Origin of the sequence: Brevibacterium sp. 2SA, from assembly GCF_005502845.1 — a bacterium.
Taxonomy (GTDB): Bacteria; Actinomycetota; Actinomycetes; order Actinomycetales; family Brevibacteriaceae; genus Brevibacterium.
In genome coordinates this window covers 37,019-55,901 of the sequence record NZ_SCMW01000013.1, presented here as the reverse complement: position 1 = coordinate 55,901, position 18,883 = coordinate 37,019, and the positions used below count along the sequence as shown (strand labels likewise).

Below are 18,883 nucleotides of genomic sequence, written 5' to 3'. Positions count from 1 at the left end.
GTTCGACGATCAGAGGGAGGAACATGCTCGAAGTCCGCGGCGGAAATCCGCTCGGGGGAACCGTGCGGGTCAGGGGCGCGAAGAACCTGGTGCCCAAGGCGATGGTCGCCTCCCTGCTCGGAGAGACCCCGTCCGTCCTCCGCGGAGTCCCGCAGATCCGCGACGTCGAGATCGTCACCGGTCTCCTCGAACTCCACGGGGTGCGGGTGAGCCAGGCCCCCGACGGGGACCAGCCTGACGGCGAGCTGCACCTCGACCCCTCCGAGGTCGCCCAGGGCTCGATCGTCGACATCGACGCCCACGCCGGATCCTCCCGGATCCCCATCCTCTTCTGCGGACCCCTCCTCCACAGCCTCGGGCAGGCGTTCATCCCCGACCTCGGCGGATGCCACATCGGCGACCGCCCCATCAACTTCCACCTCGACGTGCTCCGGCAGTTCGGCGCCGAGGTGGACAAGACCGCCGGGGGCATCATGCTCTCGACGAAGCGCCGCCTCCAGGGCACGAAGGTCGAACTCCCGTACCCCTCGGTCGGAGCGACCGAACAGGTCCTGCTCACGGCCGTGCGTGCCGAGGGCATCACCGAGCTGCGGGGAGCGGCGATCGAACCGGAGATCATGGACCTCATCGCGCTGCTGCAGAAGATGGGCGCGATCATCACCGTCGACACCGACCGAGTCGTGCGCATCGAAGGGGTCGACTCCCTCCACGGGTACATCCACCGGGCACTGCCCGACCGCAACGAGACCGCCTCGTGGGCCTCTGCCGCACTCGCCACCGGCGGTGACATCGTCGTCGAGGGCGCCTCGCAGCCGGAGATGATCACGTTCCTCAACGTCTTCCGCAAGATCGGCGGCGAATTCGAGGTCGATGAGACCGGCATCCGCTTCCGCCACCCCGGCGGCCGGCTCTCCTCGTTCGCCCTCGAGACCGACGTCCACCCCGGCTTCATGACCGACTGGCAGCAGCCGCTCGTCGTCGCCATGACCCAGGCCGAGGGACTGTCGATCATCCACGAGACCGTCTATGAGAACCGTTTCGGCTTCACCCACGCCCTCGTCGAGATGGGGGCGAAGATCCAGCTCTACCGCGAATGCCTCGGCGGCACCCCGTGCCGGTTCGGGCGGCGGAACTACGCGCATTCGGCCGTCGTGTCCGGACCGACCGAGCTCAAGGGCACCCGCATCGACGTCCCCGACCTGCGCGGCGGCTTCAGCCATCTCATCGCCGCCCTCGCCGCCCAGGGCCGGAGCGAGGTCCACGGGATCGAGCTCATCAACCGCGGGTACGAGAACTTCCTCGACAAACTCCAGGGCCTCGGTGCGGAGGTCTCGGCATGAGCGGCACCGGCAGGGATGCCGGCACGGGCAGGGGCGCGAACGGCGGCAGGGGCGCGAGCAGGCAGCCCGGTGAGCACATCGTCTCGTTCGAACCCAAGGACGTCGCCTCGCAGCGCCGGGTCGCCTTCGGTGTCGCCTCGGCGGCCTACGGGCTCTTCCGCCTGACCTCGAAGATGCGCATCGAGAACGCCCAGGCGCTGCCGGTGGGTCAGGGCACGATCGTCGCCGCTTACCACGCCAACCACCTCGACCCGATCCTCGTCGGACTCGCCGTGTGGCGCAGCGGCCGGCTCCCGCACTTCCTCGCGAAGTCGACGCTCTTCTCCGGGCCCCTCGGCGTCATCCTCAAGGGACTCGGCCAGATCCCGGTGCTGCGCGCCTCGGCGCAGGCGGGGGACTCCCTCGAATACGCGAAGGAGGCCCTGCAGAAGGGCGAGACCGTCGTCATCTACCCCGAGGGGACGCTGACGAAGGACGAGCACTTCTGGCCCGAGCGCTTCAAGTCCGGCACGGCCCGGCTCGCCCTCGAGACGGGGGCGCCGATCGTCCCCGCCGCGCACTGGGGGCTCGAGACCGTCAAACCCCGCGGTCGGCTCATTCCCCGCCCGCGCCCGCTCACGCACACCAGCGTCGTCCGCTTCGGCGAACCGCTGGACTACACCGACCTCTGGGAGCACCGGGGGGAGAGGAGCTCGATGGCGACGCTGACGACGAGGCTGACGAACACCATCGCAGGCATGGTCGCCGATCTCTCCGGCCGTGAGTTGCCCGAGAGGTTCCGCACCGAGGAGGCCGGCTCATGAGCGCAGACAAGATCGCCGTGCTCGGCGCAGGATCGTGGGGGACGACGTATGCCGCCGTCATCGCCGACGCAGGCTTCCCGGTCGCGCTCTGGGCACGCCGGGAGGAGACCGTCGAGGAGATCAACACGGCGCACACGAACTCCCGCTACCTCGGCGACCGTGAGCTGCCGGAGACGATCACCGCCACCACCGATGACATCGCCGCCGTCACCGACGCCGACGTCGTCATCCTCGCCGTGCCCGCGCAGACCCTGCGGGAGAACCTCAGCCGGTGGAAGGCGCACCTGCGTCCCGACGTCCGCCTGGTCAGCCTGATGAAGGGCATCGAGGTCGAGACGGGCAAGCGGATGTCGGAGGTCATCGCCGAGGTCGCCGAGGTCGATCCCGGACGGATCGCCGTCGTCTCCGGGCCCAACCTCGCCCGGGAGATCGCCGAACGCCAGCCGACTGCGACCGTCGTCGCCTCCTCCGATGCCGCCACCGCCGAGGTGGTCGCCGAGATCAGCGCGAACGCGTACTTCCGGCCGTACACGAACACCGACGTCGTCGGCGTCGAGATGGGCGGGGCGGTGAAGAACGTCATCGCTCTCGCCGTCGGCATCGCCGACGGGCAGCGCCTCGGCGACAACTCGAAGGCCTCGATCATCACCCGCGGCCTCGCCGAGACCTCCCGTCTCGCCGCGGCGATGGGAGCCCAGCCGCACACGCTCTCCGGTCTCGCCGGGCTCGGCGACCTCGTCGCCACATGCGCCTCCCCGCTCTCGCGCAATCGCACGTTCGGGCGCCACCTCGGCGAGGGGATGAGCCTCGAGGAGACGATCGCGCACACCGAGCAGACGGCCGAAGGGGTGAAGTCCTCACCCGCGGTCCTCGCCCTCGGGGAGCGATACGGCGTCGACCTGCCGATCACCGAGGCGGTGAGCGCGGTGCTCGCCGGTCACCTGCAGGTTGACGAACTCGCGGGATTGCTGTTGTCTCGGAAGCGTAAGCACGAAGGCCCGCCGGCGTGAGCCGGAATCGTCCCACGAGTCCCACGAGCCAAGGAGCAGACATGAGCGTCAACTCACCGTTCTACAACCTTCCCGAGCTGCCGACCTTCACCCTGACCAGCACCGACATCGAGAACGGGGCACCGCTTCCGGCGGCGCAGGCCTCCGGAGCGATGGGTGTGCCCGGCGGTGAGGACAAGTCCCCGCAGCTGTCGTGGTCGGGCTTCCCCGAGGAGACGAAGGCGTTCGCCGTCACCTGCTACGACCCCGACGCCCCGACCGGGTCGGGGTTCTGGCACTGGACGGTCACCGACCTCGACGCCTCGGTGACCGAACTGCCCACCGACGCCGGCAACCCCGAGGCCGACCTCCTGCCCGCCGGTGCCGTGACGCTGAAGAACGACGCGGGCGAGCCGCGCTTCGTCGGCGCCGCCCCTCCCGAGGGCCACGGCCCGCACCGGTACTACTTCATCGTCACCGCACTCTCCGAGCCGCTGGGCATCGACGAGAGCGCGAGCCCGGCCTACGCCGGCTTCAACATGTACTTCAAGGGCATCGGCCGGGCCTGGCTCGAATGCACCTATGAGGCCGGCTGAGCCTGCACGCCCCCGTCCCCGCACGTGAGAGCGTGCGGGGACACATGAGAGTCCCCGAGCAAGGAAACATATGTCAGACACCGATCACCGGCCCTTCGTCGCAGTCCTCTTCGGAGGACGGTCGAGCGAACACTCCGTCAGCTGCGTCACGGCCGCCGGGGTGATCAGCGCCATCGACGACGACGCGTACCGGGTCCTGCCGATCGGGATCACGAAGTCCGGTGTCTGGCGCATCGTCGAGGACTGGGCGAGCATGCGCTTCGACCCCGAGAACATGCCCGAGGTCACCGACGACGGCACCGAGATCATCCCGCGCGTCTCCGCCGAAGGCGCCCCGCTCATCCACCGTGACGCCGACGGCGTCTACTCCGAGCTCGAGACCGTCGACGTCTTCTTCCCCGTCCTCCACGGCCAGTACGGAGAGGACGGCACCCTCCAGGGACTCTTCGAGCTCAGCGACACCCCGTTCGTCGGCTCCGGCGTCTTCGCCTCGGCTGCGAGCATGGACAAGCACTTCACGAAGTCCCTGCTCGCCCATGCGGAGATCCCCACGTGCCCGTGGGAGCTGGTCACCGAGACGATGTGGGAGGCCGACCGCGCCGAGGCGGAGGCCCGGGTGGCAGCCCTCGGCTTCCCCGTCTTCGTCAAGCCGGCCCGAGCCGGATCGTCGATGGGCGTGAGCCGGGTGGCCGACCCCGCCGGGCTCGAGGCCGCGCTGCTCGCTGCCTACGAGCACGACACGAAGGTCATCGTCGAACCCCAGGTCATCGGCCGGGAGATCGAATGCGCCGTGCTCGGATCCCTCGACGACGCCGAACTGCGGACCTCGTACCCCGGGGAGATCGAGGTCTCCGGCGATCACGACTTCTACGACTTCGAAGCGAAGTACCTCGACCTCGCCGATGCGAAGCTCACGTGCCCCGCGGACGTCGACGATGCGACGACGGCACGGATCCGCGAGCTCTCGGCGGCGGTGTTCCGGCTCTTCGACTGCACGGGGCTGGCCCGCGTCGACACGTTCGTCACGGACTCGGGTGAGGTGCTCATCAACGAGATCAACACGCTGCCCGGCTTCACCCCCACCTCGGCGTACCCGTTCATGTGGGCGAACTCCGGGATCGACTATCCGAGCCTCATCAGCGAACTCATCGGCATCGCGCTCACCGACCACGCCCGCCGGAGCTGACTAGCCCTCCGGGGGAGCGTCGACGTCCTCGGCACCGACGCATTCGCGTTCGGGCGGGAACGCCTGCAGCGCGGGCGAGATGCCGGCAAGGACGTCGGCGCCCGAGCCGAGCTTGCGGTTGACGAGGACCTCGACGGCCGGGGTGCGGCCGTAGCTCGTGAACACCCACGTGTCGTCCTCTTCGCCTCCCTTGGAGACCCAGTCGACCCCGCTCACGCTCACGCACTTGTCCGTGGTCGGACCCGGAGGGGTGACGCCGCAGCGGAGCACTGCGACGTTCGGGTCGCCCCACGCCTTCGTCCCCTGCGAGGAGGTGTCGCGCTCCTGCTCGCCGCCCACTTCGACGGGCAGGCGGAGCAAAATGTCCGCGCACTTCGGGTTCGCCGCATCCTCGGCGGGTTCGACGATGACCGTCTTCGCACAGCCGGACAGGACCGTCGTGAGCACGGGCACGCCGATGGTCACAGCGGCGACAGCACGCACGAGCGGCGAGGTGGCGCTTAGGCGTCGGCGGGAGTTCGCAGGCATGGTTCCAGCGTATCGCCCGATAGGGTGGTGACATGACCCGACTGTCCGATCTCGGCGAATCCGAAGTGCTCCGCCGTCTCCTGGCCCACCGCAGGTCAGGGGCCCATGAGGAGGTCGGCCCCGGCGACGACGCGGCCGTGACGAAGATCACCGGCCGGCTCGTCTCGACGGCCGACATGCTCGTCGAGAACGAGGACTTCACCCGCGACTGGCTCGACTGGTCCCGCCTCGGCACGAAGGCCGCCGCCCAGAACCTCGCCGACGTCTGCGCGATGGGCGCCCGGCCCCACGGCCTCCTCGCCTCCCTCGCTGTGCCCGATGACACGGACGTGACCGATCTCGAAGCGCTCTTCGCAGGGATCGTCGCCGAGGCCGAGCGCGCAGGTCGGGCACTCGGCGCCCAAGTGCCGATCATCGGCGGCGATCTCTCCTCGTCGGGTCTCATCGTCACCGCGATCACCGCCCTCGGCACGGTCGCCCCCGGGGAGGCCGTCACCCGGGCGGGCGCCCGCCCGGGTGACGAGATCTGGCTCGCCGGCACCCTCGGGCGCTCGGCGGCCGGACTCGACCTCCTCTTCGCCGGGGCCGGCAGCGACCCCGAGCTGCCGGACGACATCGCCGGGCTCATCGGGACCCAGCTCGCCCCGCAACCGGACTACGCGGCGATCGCCCACCGTCCGGCCGCCTCGGCGATGATCGACGTCTCCGACGGACTGAGCACGGACCTCGGACGCATCGCGGAGGCCTCCGGGGTCCGCGCGGACATCGACCGGGCCGCGCTCGAGGACCTCATCGCTGCGCTGCGCCCCGCCGCCCGCTACGTCCTCGACGCCCGCGGCGGGGAGACGACAGATGCGGGTATCGACGAGCTCGCCCTGCACTGGGTGCTCGACGGGGGAGAGGACCACGGCTTCGTCGCGTCGGCACCGGTGAGTCAGGGTGACCCGGTAGGCTGGCGGAGAATCGGAGAGATGCAGGACGGCAGCGGAGTCAGCCTCGACGGCGCCCCCGTGCCGACGAGCGGCTTCAGCCATTTCGGGAAGTGACGGACGTGGGACCCAATCCGGCCATCGGGCTCAACGGTCGCCTGGCCGCCAGATGGGCGCGGCGAGCGGTCGATCGTCTCCGCCGTGAGCGCGCGGAGATCGACGAGCTCAACGTCTTTCCCGTCCCCGACGGCGACACCGGCACGAACATGTACCACACGCTGCGCGCGGCCTACCTCGCCGTCGAGGAGCTCTCCGGTCCCGTGACGCTGCCCCAGGTCGTCGCCGCGATGGCCGCCGGGGCCGCGCGCGGGGCCCGCGGCAACTCGGGACTCATCCTCTCCGTCGCCCTCCAAGGGGTCGCTGACGCCCTCGAGGGAGTGACGGTCGCGACCCCGGAGGCGCTCGCCTCCGCCCTCGAACTCGCCTCCCACCGGGCCCGGCAGGCCGTCGCCCGCCCCGTCGACGGGACGATGCTCACCGTCCTCGACGCGATGGCGACCGAAGCCCGCGAACAGGCCGACGCCGGCGCCGCCCTCGTCGACCTCATCTCCGCGGTGCGCCAGCGCTCCCGTGAGGCGCTGAGGGAGACGACGGCGCAGCTCACTGTCCTCCGCGAGGCCGACGTCGTCGATGCCGGCTCAACCGGCATCGTCGAACTCTTCGACCTCCTGTACGCGACCGTCACCGGTCGCACCGGCCAGGCATCGATGCTCGGGGAGGTCGCGAAGACCCCGCGCATCGTCCACGAGGCCCGAGCCGAGGAGCTCGAGATCGTCGCCACCCTCGGCACCGTCCCAGGTGTCGGGCTCGCCGGGGCGCTCGATCGCCTCGGCGGAACCTCGATCGTCCTCAACGGGCCCAAGGTCCATGTCCACGTCGCCGACGAGACCGGCGCCGCGCGGGCCCTCGACCTTCTCACCGACTACGGCATCGCCCGCCTCGACATGGAGGACCTGCGCCTCCACGAGGAGGCGGGGGAGACGAAGCTCATCGCCCTCGTCGGCGGCACCGGGCTCCTCCTCCACTGCGCCCTCAACGGGGCCACCGTCCTCGACCCGGCAGTCCTCGCCGCAGCCGCCCCTGCCGCCGCGCCGGGTCGGGGCGTGCCGAGTACTGGTCGGGGTGAGTCGAATCCCATCGCCGAGGCGGTCGCCGAGGTCATCGCCTCAGAGGAGCGCGACGTCATCGTCGTCCCCGCCTCCTCGACGACGCTCACTGCCCTGACCGGCACGGACGGCGCCCACATCATCCGCTCGCGCAATGTCGCCACCCTGCTCTCGGCGCTCGCCGTCTACGACCCGTTCGCCCCGACGACGGAGATCGTCGCCGACATGACCGATGCGGCGGCCGGGACGCGCGTGGGCACGATCGTCTCCGCTGAACAGCTTGCGCTCAACCCGCCCACGGGAGCGCTGTCCGTCGTCGAGGAGGACACGGTGGAGTCCGACCGGACGGCCGCCTCGGCGTCGCAGTTCTACCGGGTCGTCATCGACGGGAAGGCGAAGTCGCAGAGCACGGAGCTGTCGGACCTCGTCGAGAAGCTCGCCGACCGCCTCCTCGGCGCCGGTGGGGAGCTGCTCACCGTCGTCCACGGACCCGGCTGCGACACCGAGGTGCTCGCGCACCTGCGCGGGTGGCTCACGAAGTCCCACGAGCACGTGCGCCTTCAGGAGATCGACTCGCGGGACCGGGCGACCCTGCTCATCATGGGAGTCGAATGAGCGCACGACTTGAGGACTACTTCTCCAAACGCGACCTCGGTGCCCTGCGCAAGCGCGGGATCACCTCGGTGGGCGAGCTCTTCCGGTTCTTCCCCCGGCGCTTCCTCGTCCCCGGCGAGAAGACGCCGCTCGGCGACCTGCCGCTCGGGGAGACGGCGATCATCCAGGCCGAGGTGGTCTCCGTGGAGACCCGCGGGATGCGGCAGCGCAAGGGCACGATCACCGACGTCATCGTCCACGACGGGCGGCAGTCGATGAAGATCGCGTTCTTCAACCAGAAATGGCTCGACGCGCAGCTGACCCCCGGACTCGTCGTCGTCTTCGCCGGCAAGGTCGAGCAGTTCCGGGGACAGCTGACGCTCAACTCCCCGGTGTGGCTCAACCGCGACGAGCACGACACGAAGTGGACGCCTGAGGACCTCAACTCGCCGTTCCCCGTCTACCCGCGGGTGCAGGGGATCGCGCAGACGAGGCTGTGGAAGGCGATCAAGGTCCTCCTCGACGTCGCCGACCCCGCCGAGTTCGCCGATCCGCTGCCGCGCGATGTGCGGGAGAAGTACGATCTGCCGGACCTGCGGCAGGCACTCAACGCGATGCACAGGCCGTCGACGACTGAGGAGACCGAGCGGGCGAGACTGCGGTGGAAGTGGGAGGAAGCGCTGGCCCTGCAGACCGAGATCGTCTCCCGGCGCACCGAGTACGAGAAGTTCGTCGCGACCCCGCTGCTCGAGGTCGGGGAGCGCAGCCGCCGCTTCGACGCCGACCTGCCGTTCGCGCTCACCTCCTCCCAGGTCCGGGTCGGCAAGGAGATAGCCGGGGACCTCGCGAAGACCACGGCGATGCACCGGCTCCTCCACGGCGACGTCGGCTCCGGCAAGACCGTCGTCGCGCTGCGGGCGATGCTCATGGCCGTCGACTCCGGGGCGCAGGCGGCGATGCTCGCCCCCACCGAGGTGCTCGCCTCCCAGCACTTCGCGTCGATCCAGAAGCTCCTCGGCGACCAGATGGCCCTCTCCCCGCTGCTCTCCGGTGACGACCAGGTCCGGGTGGCGCTCCTCACCGGGTCGATGCCGGCCAGGGAGCGCAAGCAGCTCGCCCTCGACCTCGCGACCGGGCAGATCGACATCGTCGTCGGCACGCACGCACTCCTCTCGGACTCGACGATGTTCGACAACCTCGGCCTCATCGTCGTCGACGAGCAGCACCGGTTCGGCGTCGAGCAGCGCGAGGCCCTGCGCGCGAAGGGCGGGATCACGGTGCCCCACACACTCGTCATGTCTGCGACCCCGATCCCGCGGACGGTGGCGATGACGGTCTTCGCCGACCTCGACGTCTCGACGCTGGGGGAGATGCCCGCAGGGATCAAGCACATCTCGACCTTCGCCGTCTCGATCGAGGACCACAAGGACTGGCTGCCGCGGGCCCTCGCCCGTGTCCAGAAGGCTGCCGAGGCGGGACGGGGGACGTTCGCAGTCTTCCCCCGGATCGAACGCAGCGACATCGTCGATCCCGAGAGCGGCGACGTCATCGGTCAGCGGGAGAGCATCGAGGACTTCATCGAGAAGCTCCAGCGGTCCCCGCATCTCCAGGGGCTGAGCTTCGGCCTCCTCCACGGGCGGATGTCGACGGAGGAGAAGGACCGGGTGATGCACGCGTTCACCATCGGCGACATCGACATCCTCGTCTCGACGACGGTCATCGAGGTCGGCGTCGACGTGCCCCGGGCGACGATCATGCTCGTCGCCGAGGCGGAGCGCTTCGGCGTCGCCCAGCTCCACCAGCTGCGCGGCCGGGTCGGCCGTGACGGCTCGGAGGCGATGTGCTTCCTCCTCACCGAGCGTCCCGAGGCCGATGAGAGCTTCGAGCGCCTGCAGGCGGTGGCGAGCACCCTCGACGGGTTCGCCCTCGCCGAGTACGATCTCGACAACCGGGGAGAGGGCGATGTGCTCGGCGCCTCGCAGTGGGGCGGATCCTCGCTCAAGCACCTCTCGGTGCTCCGCGATACGGAGATCCTCGAGGCGGCACGGGTCGAGGCCGAGCACATCGTCGACCGCGATCCGACCTTCGAACTGCTGCCGGCCCTGCAGGTGCTGCGGCAGCGGGTGCTGCCCGCGGACAACGCCCACTTCATCGAGGCGAGCTGAGAGGAGGAGCTGATGAGGATCATCGCAGGAGCGCACAAGGGGTCGAAGCTCGTCACACCGGGCGGCACCGGGACGAGACCCACCTCGGACCGCGTCAAGGAGTCGCTGTTCTCGATGCTCGAAGGCTACGGGGTGCTCCAGGCCGCCAATGTCCTCGACCTCTTCGCCGGATCCGGGGGACTCGGGTTCGAAGCGATGTCGCGCGGGGCCGCGCAGGTCGTCTTCGTCGACTCGTCGCTCGCCTCGGCCAGGGCGATCGAAGCGAACGCCGACAAGCTCGGGATCGGGCATTCGGCGTCGGTGAGCAGCGGCGACGTCCTCCAGTTCCTCGGGAACCTCCCCGACCCGGACCATCCGGAGTCCCGGGTCTTCGACCTCGTCTTCATGGACCCGCCCTACCCGCTCGGCGAGGACGCGGTGACCCAGGTGCTCAGCCGCCTGCGCAGCCACCTCGACGAGGAGTCGATCGTCGTTGTCGAACGCTCCTCCCGGGCCCCTGAGCCTACGATGCCGGACGGCCTCGAGGTCTTCCGCTCGAAAACCTTCGGGGAGACCGCCCTCCACTTCGTCCAGCTCGCCGTCGAGGGTCCGGGCGACGAGGACCCGGGCGACGAGGATCCGGGCGTTGAGGACGCGGCCGACGGCGGGGCGGCTTCATGACGCGACGCGGCAGCTGGCTGCGCTCGCCGTGGCTCTACCTGCTGCTCGTGCCGGTGCTCTTCGTCGGGTCGCGCGTCCTCCTGTGGCTGCAGTACCAGATCGTCGACCATCGCAGCGGCGCACAGGGATGCGCCGAGCCGCCGGCAGGTTTCGAGGTCACCGGCTTCACGACCTGGATGCAGCAGTTCCCCGCGGGTGTCACGTGCAGCCAGTCGCTGCAGACCTCGTGGGAGATCGCCGGCGACGACGGGCCGTGGGAGTTCTCCGACCACTACGTCGTCCACTGGGCGTGGCTCGCCGACGTCTTCACCGCGGGCGCGCTCGCGTGTGTGATCATCGCCGTCGTACTCATGGTGCAGAACCGGCGCCGGCGCTCGGTCCGCGCAGCCGAGCGCCGGCGTGCCCCCGTGGACGCGTGAATCCCGACTTCGCGCCATCGACGCGGTGATCCGACAAATACGCGGTGAGCAGACCGCGTTTTTGTCTGATCACCGCGTCGAAGCGGCTCAGAGCACCGTCGAAGCGCTCAGAGCACCGTCGAAGCAGCTCAGAGCACGCTCGAGAGGAACGACCTCGTGCGTTCGTGACTCGGGTCGTTGAAGATGAGGTCGGGCGGGCCCTCCTCGAGAACGCGGCCGCTGTCGAACATCATCACTCGGTCGGATACCTCCCGCGCGAACTGCATCTCGTGGGTGACGAGGAGCATCGTGATGTCCGTGGTCTCGGCGATGTCGCGCAGCACTGCGAGGACGTCGCCGACGAGCTCGGGGTCGAGGGCCGAGGTGACCTCGTCGAGGAGGAGGATCTCCGGGCTCATCGCCAGCGCCCGGGCGATCGCCACCCGCTGCTGCTGACCGCCGGAGAGCCGGGTCGGGTGCTCGTCGGCCTTCTCGCTCAGCCCGACGCGGTCGAGCAGCGACCGGGCATCTGTGATCGCCTCGTCCTTCGACTTCCCCAGCACGTGGATCGGGGCTTCGATGATGTTCTCGAGCACGGTCATGTTGGGGAAGAGGTTGAACTGCTGGAAGACCATGCCGATGCGCGTCGTCATCTCCCGGGTCGTCTTCTTCGGCAGCTCGACGCGCTTGCCGTCCCTCTCCTCGAAGGTCAGCGGCATGCCGTCGATGTAGATGTATCCGCCCGTGAGCTCCTCGAGCGTCATGACGAGCCGAAGGATCGTCGTCTTGCCCGAACCGCTCGGTCCGATGAGGGTGACCCGCTCACCGGGAGCGACGGTGAAGTTGAGGTTCTCGAGCACCGTCGTCTTCCCGAACCGCTTCTCGACGTCCCTGAACTCGATCGCCGGCGCGGTGTCGTTGTGCGGGGACGGGGTGTTCTCAGTAGGTGGCAAGGCGCCGCTCCAATCGTTGGATGAGGAGGGAGGTGGGGTAGCTGGCGGCGAGGAAGATGAGTCCGGCCAGGGTGAACGCCTCCGTGTACGCGAACTTCGACGCCCCGAACTGCTGCGCCGAGGTGACGAGTTCGACGACGGAGAGCGCGAAGAGGAACGGGGTGTCCTTGAACATCGCGACCGCGTAGTTGCCGAGCGAGGGGATCGTCGCCCGCAGCGCCTGCGGGAGGATGACCGCGGTGAAGGTGCGCACCGGAGGCAGGGAGAGGGCGATGGCCGCCTCCCGCTGTCCCGGCGGCACCGCGTCGATGCCGGCACGGTAGCTCTCGGACATGTACGTCGCATAGTGGACGCCGATGACCCCGGAGCCGACGACGAGCGCCGGGATGTCGACGAGCCCTGGGATCTCCGAGAACGCGGTGTAGACGAAGACGAGCTGGACGACGAGCGGGGTGTTGCGGACGAACGCGACGAAGAGCCGGACGACCCAGTTGATCCATCGCGGCAGCCCGCGGATCGCGACGGCGAGGATGAGGCCGAGAATCGCGGCGATGATCGTGCCGACGACTGTGGCGATGAGCGTGTTGACGAAGCCGCGGAGCAGGATCGGCAGCGCCTCGGCGGCGAACTCCCAGTTCCACATCACAGCGGCTGTCCGTATCCGACGTTGCCCGTGGACTGACCGGCGGCCGTGCGCGGGCCGGTCACCTCGGTCGAGCCGACACGGGCATCGCGCCGGGCCCTTCGACGGTCGTTGCGCGAACCGGGACGGCGTCTGCCCAGCCTCTTGACCGCGCGGCGCTCGAGGAGGTTCATGAACTCCTGGATGAGCCAGGCGATGACGAAGTAGATGAGCAGTCCGACGGAGTAGGCGAAGAACGTGTCGTTCGTCGCCATGCGCAGCTGCCCGATCTTGTCCGTGAGGTCGGAGAGCGTGATGAAGGAGACGACGGCAGTGCCCTTGAGCAGCTGGATGAACAGGGTCGCGAGCGACGGGATCATCAGCGCCCACGCCTGCGGGAAGATCACGCGCAGCATCCGGCGGGCCGGGGAGAGACTGAGCGCGATCGCCGCCTCCCACTGGCCCTTGGGCACGGTCGCGATCGAGGACCGGACCACCTCGGCGGAATAGGCACCGTAGTTGAGGGCCAGTGCACCGATTCCGCACACCATCGGGTCGAGTTGCAGCCCGAAGAGGGGGAGGACGTAGAAGAGCCAGAAGAGCTGGACGAGCAGGGACGTGCCACGGAAGAACTCGACGATGATCCGGGCAGGGATCCGCAGCCACGCGTGCGAGGAGGTCATTGCGAGTCCGAGGACGATCGCGATGACCAGCGCACCCGCGGCACCGGCGAGGGTGAGAATGAGCGTGACCTGGATTCCCTCCCACACCTGTGGGAGGAAACCCTGGAGCGCACTGAGCTTGTCGGTCATGAGTGCGGGAAGCGCTGCGACTCAGGAGTCAGCGGTCGGCAGCTCGCCCTTGCACAGCTGATCGGTCGTGATCGACCCGTCGGGCCGCTCCTCCTTCGTGAAGCCGTAGTCGCCGACGATGTCGAGGTAGGCCTTCTCATCGCCGACGATCTTGTCGAGCTCCTTGTTCCAGGCGTCGCGGAGTTCGGTGTCGTCGGTGCGGAAGACCGTGGCACCGGCGCCGACCTGGGGGACCCCGTCGATCTCCTGGACGAACGACTCGCTCACCGCGACATCGGCGTCAGGCGTGTTCTTCGCCATCCAGTTGAGTGAGATGCCGGTGAGTGCGAAGGCGTCGGCGCGTCCAGTGGTTACGGCGTCCATGCCGTCCTGCGGAGTGCCGACCTTCTGCGAATCGATGCCGAGCGATTCCGCGTAGTCGGATTCGACGGCACCGGTCATGGTCGCGAGTTTGAGGCCCTTCTCCTTGACTTCGTCGAGGTTCTTCATCCCCTCGTTCTCGCCCTTCTTCGTCATCAGGGCAGTGGTGTACATGAACTCGGGGTTGCCGAAGGCCGCCTGCTCACAGCGGTCGGGGAGGATCGACATGCCCGCGGAGATCGCATCGAAGCGCTCGGCGTTGAGCCCGGGGATGAGGGAGCCGAACTCCGTGTTGACGCCTTCGACGTTGTCGACCCCGAGGTTCTTGAAGACCTCCTTGGCGAGCGCGACGCTCGCGCCCTGGAGCTCCCCGCCCTCCTCGAAGCTGTACGGGGCCTCACCGGCGAAGCCGACCGTGATCTTCCCGTCGTCGATGGCCTGCTGGAGGGTGCTCTTGTCTGAGCCCCCTCCGCTGCAGGCACCGAGGGTGAAGGTGAGCGCGAGGATCGAGGTCGCGGCTGCGAGTCCTTTCAGGGATTTCATTGCGGGTCCTTTCGGTGAGCATCGGCGCACTGGGTGACGTGCGTCTCATCGCCCCATTCAATCCTCTTACAGTCGTGATGTCACACTGTCAGACAACGTTATATGCTCGTGACATGAGCGATCCGCACACCTCGGAACTTCCCGTGCTCCGCAGAGTCGTGCGCTCGTCGACGATCGACCTCGTCGCCGAGGAGATCCGCAACGCAATCTACCGGGGCAGTCTGCTTCCCGGGCAGTCGATCAGCGAGGTCCGCACGGCCGAACTCCTCGGGGTCTCCCGGCCCTCGCTGCGTGAGGCGCTGCAGCGGCTCGTCAGCGAGGGCAGCATCAGCCATGCTCCAGGCCGGGGCGCATGGGTCAAGCGCATGGGACCTGACGACATCGACGACGTCTACGCCGTGCGCGAGGCCATCGAGGTTCAGGCGGCGCGCATGATCATCCGGGGCAGACGGTCGACCGTGCTCATCGACGAGGCGCTCAGCGCGCTCGAGAAGGCGATCGAGGACAACACCGCCCGCACCATCGGCGACGCCGACCTCGACTTCCACCATGCGATCGTCGCGTGCTCCGGGTCGCCGCGGCTGCGGGCCATGATGAAGGCCTCGATGGTCCACACGCGACTCCTGTCGCTGTCCGATCCGGCCGGCTACGAAGTCAGGTGCGACCTCATCGACATCCACCGTCGCCTCGCCGAGGTGATCGCCGCCGGAGACGAGCCCGAGGCGGTGGCGATCATCGGCCGGATCTCCGCCGAGGCGGTCGCCCGCCTCCACAATCCCGCCTCCGAGCCCGACGCCGTCGTCGTCCGCGGTGAGGGGCGGGGGACCGGTGTTGACGACCAGTGGGCGAGCTTGCGAGAGTGAGCGTATGGGTGAGATGCCACGCCGTTCCAGTTTCTGGGCCGATGTCAGAGAGCTGATGGGCGTGGGCGCGGTCGGGGTTCTCCTCGTCTTCATGGCCGCCGAGATCTTCGTTTCCCCGCTGTCGATCCTTGCGTGGTTCGGTCTCATCTACCTCATCGCCTTCGCCGTCGCGGCGGCCGCTGTCGCTCTGTTGCTGAGGAGGGAATCCCCGCGACCGAGGCTGTGGTCGGCCGTCCGCATCCTCATCGCCGGTGCCGGGGCCGTGGTGCTCGTGGTCATCTCTGTCTGGGCGCTCTCCCCGCTCGGCGGCACCCCCGCTGACATGGTCGTCACCTCGTATGCGGTGCAGTCTCTGTACTTCTTCGGCTCCGTCCTCGTCGCCGGCCTCTCCTGGAATGCGTGGTTGACAGTGCGGGACCGGCGCGCGCACAAGGCTCAGTTCACCGGGTCCTGACCCGACCGGGATCGCGTGACGGGCCCGGCGATACGATCTGGGCATGGATCCTCTCGGGCGCTCGTTCGCCGCGCGCTATTGGGCGCTCGTGCGCGAAGCGGTCGTCACCGTGTTCGTGGCCATGGTCCTCGTCGTCGTCCTCACCGAGTTCTTCGTCCACGTCTACGGGGGAGTGCTCACGTGGTTCGGGGTGATCTTCGCGGTAGCCGCGGCAGCCTCTGCCCTCGGTCTCGGCCTCCTCGCCGCCCGCTTGCGGTGGGAGCATTCGCATGAGCGGCGGGTGGCGTGGGTGGCCCTCGTCGGCCTCGTCGCCGCCGTCCTCTCGATCGGCGGCATGATGGTCTTCGCCGCCGCGGGGGGACGGGAGTCGGCGCGGCTCGCAATGATGGTTCAGAGCTTCAGCTCGCTCATCCTCTTCGGGGCCATGGTCGTCGCCGCCGCTGCCTGGCACGGCTGGTCGGCGCTCAAGGAGCAGCGGGGCCACCCGGACTGAACGGCAAGCGGACCGACCGGGTCCTGACCGATTCGAACGCCGCTGGACACCGATATCAATCGGCTCGGAATGCGAAGACGTCATCGGCTGAGAACTCGAACGCCTCGTCACATCGATAAGCGCGCAGCCATGCTTGGCCATCGACGAGGCGAAGATAGAACCCCTTGGGCGTTGCAAACGTCTCGTCGATCGGCTCCGAGGCGATCGTCACGGCCCCGGCCGGCGCGCGCCCGGTCGACTGGACCGAGTCATGCGACTGCGGTTGGGAGAGCCAAGCAATTCTCAGGTACGGACCGCTGTCGGGTGGGCAGGGGTGAAGCCCTCGGCTTTCTGCGGTTGAGAAGATCTGGCGCAGGGTGCCTCCGGAAGTAAGCCCGAGGGTCGAGAGGCTGCGCGTGATCACTCTGATGGGTTCCGGGTCACGGCGGTCGAATGCCGGTCCGGCGATGAGCACGCGTGCGTGGTCGTTCAGGCGCACCTCCGCAGAATCGAGTGCGGCAAGCAGTCGCTGCCGGGAGAGTCCGCCGACCATCACTCGGGAGCCAGTGTCGAAACAACTCATGGCTGCACCATAGCTTCAGCCGAGTGCTCGGCAAGCGGACCGACCGGGCCGAGCGCACCCCGCGGGATACGATGAGGCCATGAAGGTCGTCAGTCCCGGATCCTATGACCCGATCACCATGGGTCATCTCGACATCATCGCGCGCGCGGCGAAGCTCTTCGACGAGGTCGTCGTCGCCGTCGTCCACAATCCCTCGAAGTCCGGCCGCTTCGACCCCGAGACCCGGGCCGATCTCATCCGCGCCTCGCTCGCCGCCGACGAACGCACCCGGGATGCCGAGAACATCTCGATCGACGTGGTCCCCGGTGGCCTCCTCGTCGACTACTGCGCCAGGATCGGTGCCCCTGCCGTCGTCAAGGGGCTGCGCTCGGGCACGGACTTCGCCTACGAACTGCCGATGGCGCTGATGAACAAGCACCTCACCGACCTCGAGACGATCTTCGTCCCCGGCAACCCCGAGTTCGAACACGTCTCCTCCTCCCTCATCAAAGAGGTGCACAGGCACGGCGGCGACATCACGGGCCTCGTCCCCGAACCCGTGCTCGCGGCGCTGAGCGCCGACACGTAAGGCATGGCCGCGACTCCTTCCTCATCTCGGGCCTGGTTCACGGGCCTCGTCATCCACACCGTCCTCGCGCACGCGACGTACAACGGTGTGCGCGTCCTCATCTCCTACCGCACCCTCGAACTCGGCGGGACCGGAGTCGTCCTCGGTCTCATGACCGCGTGCTATTCGCTCGTCCCGCTGCTCACCGCGCTCTTCGTCGGCCGCCTCGTCGACCGCGGATACGCGACCGCGGTGCTCTGGGTCGGCACCGTCCTTTCGATCGCGCCCGTCGCGCTCGCCGCCGTCGCTCCCAACCTCGGCGTGCTCCTCGTCGCGACGATGAGTCTCGGTTTCGGGCAGCTGCTCACGACCGTCGCCTCCCAGGCGCTCATCCCGCAGAGCTTCCCGGCTTCCCGGCTGACGGCGAAGTTCGGCCACCTCACCCTGGGCGTCTCGATCGGGCAGACGATCGGCCTGCCCCTGGCCGGAATGATCGCCGACGCCACCGGGGGCTCCCCGCACATCGTCGGCGCCCTGTGGTTCATGACGGCTTTCTCGGCGCTCACCCTCATCGCCGCCGTTATCGTCATGCTCCGCGGGCGGACCCCTCACGTCTCCCGCGCCGAGGCGGCCGAAACCGTCCGCACCCCGTGGGCGCTGCTGCGGATCCGGGGGATGAAGCCGGCGATCCTCGCGTCGATGGCGACCCTGGCCGCCGTCGACCTCATGACCGCATACCTGCCGCTCATCGGGCAGGAGAACGGGCTGAGCGTGACCACGGTGACGTGGCTGCTCGCCCTGCGGACCTTCGCCTCGGTGATCTCGCGGATGATCATCGGGATGCTCGCGAACCGGTGGGGGAGTCTCTCGCTGCTGTGGACCGCCTCGGCGACGGCGGCCATCTGCGTTATCCTCATCCCGATCCTCACTCAGACGTGGACGCTGGCGATCCTCCTGGCGATCGCGGGCTTCTGCTTCGGGCTCACCCAGCCGCTGACGATGACGTGGGTCTCGACGCTGTCGGATCCGGCGAACCGGGCGGCGGTGCTCTCGATCCGGCTGGCCGGCAACCGGCTGAGCCAGGTCGCGATCCCCTCGCTCGCCTCGGTGCTCACGATCGTCGCGGGCTCCGGCATCGTCTTCACGATCTCCGGGGCGCTGCTCCTCCTCGCCGGAGGGGTGACCTGGCGCAACAGCCACGAGAAGTGGTGAGGGTCAGGGGTGACGAGGAACACCTCGGCGGGGATGAGGCGACGATTGGCAATGGTGGCCCGCGTTGATTAGAATGGTGAGTCGCGTGTGAACGCAGGAGCGGCATCT

General features: G+C 68.7%; 21 protein-coding genes. 15 read left to right on the top strand and 6 right to left on the bottom strand.

Annotated elements, in window-relative coordinates; genetic code table 11:
- Positions 1-23 precede the first annotated feature (23 nt).
- From murA to FFS20_RS07275, 5 genes are all read left to right on the top strand, one after another.
- Entirely contained in the window at positions 24-1,340 is a 1,317-nt protein-coding gene (murA, locus tag FFS20_RS07295; RefSeq protein WP_009378226.1) for a UDP-N-acetylglucosamine 1-carboxyvinyltransferase, read from the top strand.
- Positions 1,337-2,143 (top strand): lysophospholipid acyltransferase family protein, encoded by an 807-nt coding sequence (locus FFS20_RS07290; RefSeq protein WP_009378228.1) that lies wholly within the window; start codon positions 1,337-1,339, stop codon positions 2,141-2,143. The genes murA and FFS20_RS07290 overlap by 4 nt, the downstream gene beginning before the upstream one ends.
- Positions 2,140-3,153: an NAD(P)H-dependent glycerol-3-phosphate dehydrogenase gene (locus tag FFS20_RS07285; protein ID WP_009378231.1), complete on the top strand. Its 1,014-nt coding sequence runs from the start codon at positions 2,140-2,142 to the stop codon at positions 3,151-3,153. Before FFS20_RS07290 ends, FFS20_RS07285 begins: the two co-directional genes overlap by 4 nt.
- Positions 3,154-3,194: 41 nt before the next feature.
- Positions 3,195-3,728, top strand: coding sequence for a YbhB/YbcL family Raf kinase inhibitor-like protein (locus FFS20_RS07280; RefSeq protein WP_009378233.1), 534 nt, complete (start codon positions 3,195-3,197; stop codon positions 3,726-3,728).
- Between the two features lie 70 nt (positions 3,729-3,798).
- A complete protein-coding gene (locus FFS20_RS07275) occupies positions 3,799-4,914 on the top strand; it encodes a D-alanine--D-alanine ligase family protein (RefSeq protein ID WP_063249052.1) in 1,116 nt (371 codons plus the stop codon).
- Here the strand turns inward: FFS20_RS07275 and FFS20_RS07270 are convergent, their stop codons facing one another.
- The gene (locus FFS20_RS07270; RefSeq protein ID WP_081590999.1) at positions 4,915-5,442 is read right to left on the bottom strand and encodes a DUF3515 domain-containing protein; all 528 of its coding nucleotides are present in this window, start codon (positions 5,440-5,442) and stop codon (positions 4,915-4,917) included.
- A 32-nt stretch (positions 5,443-5,474) separates the two neighbouring features.
- Between FFS20_RS07270 and thiL the strand changes: the two genes are divergently transcribed.
- The 5 genes from thiL to FFS20_RS07245 are packed head-to-tail and all read left to right on the top strand — an operon-like array spanning position 5,475 to position 11,375.
- Positions 5,475-6,488 (top strand): thiamine-phosphate kinase, encoded by a 1,014-nt coding sequence (gene thiL / locus FFS20_RS07265; RefSeq protein ID WP_137825215.1) that lies wholly within the window; start codon positions 5,475-5,477, stop codon positions 6,486-6,488.
- Positions 6,489-6,493: 5 nt separating this feature from the next.
- Positions 6,494-8,152 (top strand): DAK2 domain-containing protein, encoded by a 1,659-nt coding sequence (locus FFS20_RS07260; RefSeq protein WP_232254097.1) that lies wholly within the window; start codon positions 6,494-6,496, stop codon positions 8,150-8,152.
- Positions 8,149-10,296 (top strand): ATP-dependent DNA helicase RecG, encoded by a 2,148-nt coding sequence (locus FFS20_RS07255; protein ID WP_101624817.1) that lies wholly within the window; start codon positions 8,149-8,151, stop codon positions 10,294-10,296. Before FFS20_RS07260 ends, FFS20_RS07255 begins: the two co-directional genes overlap by 4 nt.
- A gap of 12 nt (positions 10,297-10,308) precedes the next feature.
- Positions 10,309-10,956, top strand: a complete 648-nt coding sequence (gene rsmD / locus FFS20_RS07250) for a 16S rRNA (guanine(966)-N(2))-methyltransferase RsmD (RefSeq protein ID WP_223289963.1) — start codon at positions 10,309-10,311, stop codon at positions 10,954-10,956.
- Complete coding sequence (locus FFS20_RS07245; RefSeq protein ID WP_137825213.1) at positions 10,953-11,375, top strand: hypothetical protein; 423 nt, start codon at positions 10,953-10,955, stop codon at positions 11,373-11,375. The genes rsmD and FFS20_RS07245 overlap by 4 nt, the downstream gene beginning before the upstream one ends.
- Positions 11,376-11,503: 128 nt before the next feature.
- Here the strand turns inward: FFS20_RS07245 and ehuA are convergent, their stop codons facing one another.
- From ehuA to FFS20_RS07225, 4 genes are read right to left on the bottom strand one after another with little or no spacing between them, the layout of a single operon-like run.
- Entirely contained in the window at positions 11,504-12,307 is an 804-nt protein-coding gene (ehuA, locus tag FFS20_RS07240) for an ectoine/hydroxyectoine ABC transporter ATP-binding protein EhuA (protein ID WP_040341749.1), read from the bottom strand.
- Complete coding sequence (ehuD, locus tag FFS20_RS07235; protein ID WP_009378245.1) at positions 12,294-12,950, bottom strand: ectoine/hydroxyectoine ABC transporter permease subunit EhuD; 657 nt, start codon at positions 12,948-12,950, stop codon at positions 12,294-12,296. The genes ehuA and ehuD overlap by 14 nt, the downstream gene beginning before the upstream one ends.
- Positions 12,950-13,741 carry an ectoine/hydroxyectoine ABC transporter permease subunit EhuC gene (gene ehuC / locus FFS20_RS07230; protein WP_009378247.1) on the bottom strand — a complete coding sequence of 264 codons (792 nt, stop codon included), beginning with the start codon at positions 13,739-13,741 and terminating at the stop codon, positions 12,950-12,952. Before ehuC ends, ehuD begins: the two co-directional genes overlap by 1 nt.
- 21 nt (positions 13,742-13,762) lie before the next feature.
- Positions 13,763-14,644: a transporter substrate-binding domain-containing protein gene (locus FFS20_RS07225; protein WP_009378249.1), complete on the bottom strand. Its 882-nt coding sequence runs from the start codon at positions 14,642-14,644 to the stop codon at positions 13,763-13,765.
- Positions 14,645-14,757: 113 nt separating this feature from the next.
- Here FFS20_RS07225 and FFS20_RS07220 point away from each other — a divergent pair, with 113 nt between their 5' ends.
- Genes FFS20_RS07220 through FFS20_RS07210 form a run of 3 tightly spaced genes read left to right on the top strand, consistent with a single transcriptional unit; the run spans position 14,758 to position 16,454 of the window.
- Positions 14,758-15,507, top strand: coding sequence for a GntR family transcriptional regulator (locus FFS20_RS07220; protein WP_095375933.1), 750 nt, complete (start codon positions 14,758-14,760; stop codon positions 15,505-15,507).
- A gap of 4 nt (positions 15,508-15,511) precedes the next feature.
- The gene (locus FFS20_RS07215; protein ID WP_137825212.1) at positions 15,512-15,961 is read left to right on the top strand and encodes a hypothetical protein; all 450 of its coding nucleotides are present in this window, start codon (positions 15,512-15,514) and stop codon (positions 15,959-15,961) included.
- 43 nt (positions 15,962-16,004) lie between these two features.
- A complete protein-coding gene (locus tag FFS20_RS07210) occupies positions 16,005-16,454 on the top strand; it encodes a hypothetical protein (protein ID WP_101624820.1) in 450 nt (149 codons plus the stop codon).
- A 55-nt stretch (positions 16,455-16,509) separates the two neighbouring features.
- On the opposite strand, the gene FFS20_RS07205 is transcribed toward FFS20_RS07210, so the two are convergent.
- Positions 16,510-16,986: a hypothetical protein gene (locus FFS20_RS07205; protein WP_249356715.1), complete on the bottom strand. Its 477-nt coding sequence runs from the start codon at positions 16,984-16,986 to the stop codon at positions 16,510-16,512.
- A 109-nt stretch (positions 16,987-17,095) separates the two neighbouring features.
- Between FFS20_RS07205 and coaD the strand changes: the two genes are divergently transcribed.
- Entirely contained in the window at positions 17,096-17,584 is a 489-nt protein-coding gene (gene coaD / locus FFS20_RS07200; protein ID WP_095375931.1) for a pantetheine-phosphate adenylyltransferase, read from the top strand.
- Positions 17,585-17,587: 3 nt separating this feature from the next.
- The gene (locus FFS20_RS07195; RefSeq protein ID WP_137825211.1) at positions 17,588-18,775 is read left to right on the top strand and encodes an MFS transporter; all 1,188 of its coding nucleotides are present in this window, start codon (positions 17,588-17,590) and stop codon (positions 18,773-18,775) included.
- The last annotated feature ends 108 nt before the right edge of the window (positions 18,776-18,883 follow it).

Coding starts and splice junctions, on each gene's coding strand:
- rsmD (WP_223289963.1), top strand. CDS start 10,309: ATGAGGATCATCGCAGGAGCGCACAAGGGGTCGAAGCTCGTCACACCG.
- FFS20_RS07195 (WP_137825211.1), top strand. CDS start 17,588: ATGGCCGCGACTCCTTCCTCATCTCGGGCCTGGTTCACGGGCCTCGTC.
- ehuD (WP_009378245.1), bottom strand. CDS start 12,950: ATGTGGAACTGGGAGTTCGCCGCCGAGGCGCTGCCGATCCTGCTCCGC.
- FFS20_RS07205 (WP_249356715.1), bottom strand. CDS start 16,986: ATGGTCGGCGGACTCTCCCGGCAGCGACTGCTTGCCGCACTCGATTCT.
- FFS20_RS07270 (WP_081590999.1), bottom strand. CDS start 5,442: ATGCCTGCGAACTCCCGCCGACGCCTAAGCGCCACCTCGCCGCTCGTG.
- FFS20_RS07220 (WP_095375933.1), top strand. CDS start 14,758: ATGAGCGATCCGCACACCTCGGAACTTCCCGTGCTCCGCAGAGTCGTG.
- FFS20_RS07290 (WP_009378228.1), top strand. CDS start 1,337: ATGAGCGGCACCGGCAGGGATGCCGGCACGGGCAGGGGCGCGAACGGC.
- FFS20_RS07225 (WP_009378249.1), bottom strand. CDS start 14,644: ATGAAATCCCTGAAAGGACTCGCAGCCGCGACCTCGATCCTCGCGCTC.
- FFS20_RS07280 (WP_009378233.1), top strand. CDS start 3,195: ATGAGCGTCAACTCACCGTTCTACAACCTTCCCGAGCTGCCGACCTTC.
- ehuC (WP_009378247.1), bottom strand. CDS start 13,741: ATGACCGACAAGCTCAGTGCGCTCCAGGGTTTCCTCCCACAGGTGTGG.
- FFS20_RS07245 (WP_137825213.1), top strand. CDS start 10,953: ATGACGCGACGCGGCAGCTGGCTGCGCTCGCCGTGGCTCTACCTGCTG.
- coaD (WP_095375931.1), top strand. CDS start 17,096: ATGAAGGTCGTCAGTCCCGGATCCTATGACCCGATCACCATGGGTCAT.
- murA (WP_009378226.1), top strand. CDS start 24: ATGCTCGAAGTCCGCGGCGGAAATCCGCTCGGGGGAACCGTGCGGGTC.
- FFS20_RS07215 (WP_137825212.1), top strand. CDS start 15,512: ATGGGTGAGATGCCACGCCGTTCCAGTTTCTGGGCCGATGTCAGAGAG.
- thiL (WP_137825215.1), top strand. CDS start 5,475: ATGACCCGACTGTCCGATCTCGGCGAATCCGAAGTGCTCCGCCGTCTC.
- FFS20_RS07275 (WP_063249052.1), top strand. CDS start 3,799: ATGTCAGACACCGATCACCGGCCCTTCGTCGCAGTCCTCTTCGGAGGA.
- FFS20_RS07255 (WP_101624817.1), top strand. CDS start 8,149: ATGAGCGCACGACTTGAGGACTACTTCTCCAAACGCGACCTCGGTGCC.
- FFS20_RS07210 (WP_101624820.1), top strand. CDS start 16,005: ATGGATCCTCTCGGGCGCTCGTTCGCCGCGCGCTATTGGGCGCTCGTG.
- FFS20_RS07285 (WP_009378231.1), top strand. CDS start 2,140: ATGAGCGCAGACAAGATCGCCGTGCTCGGCGCAGGATCGTGGGGGACG.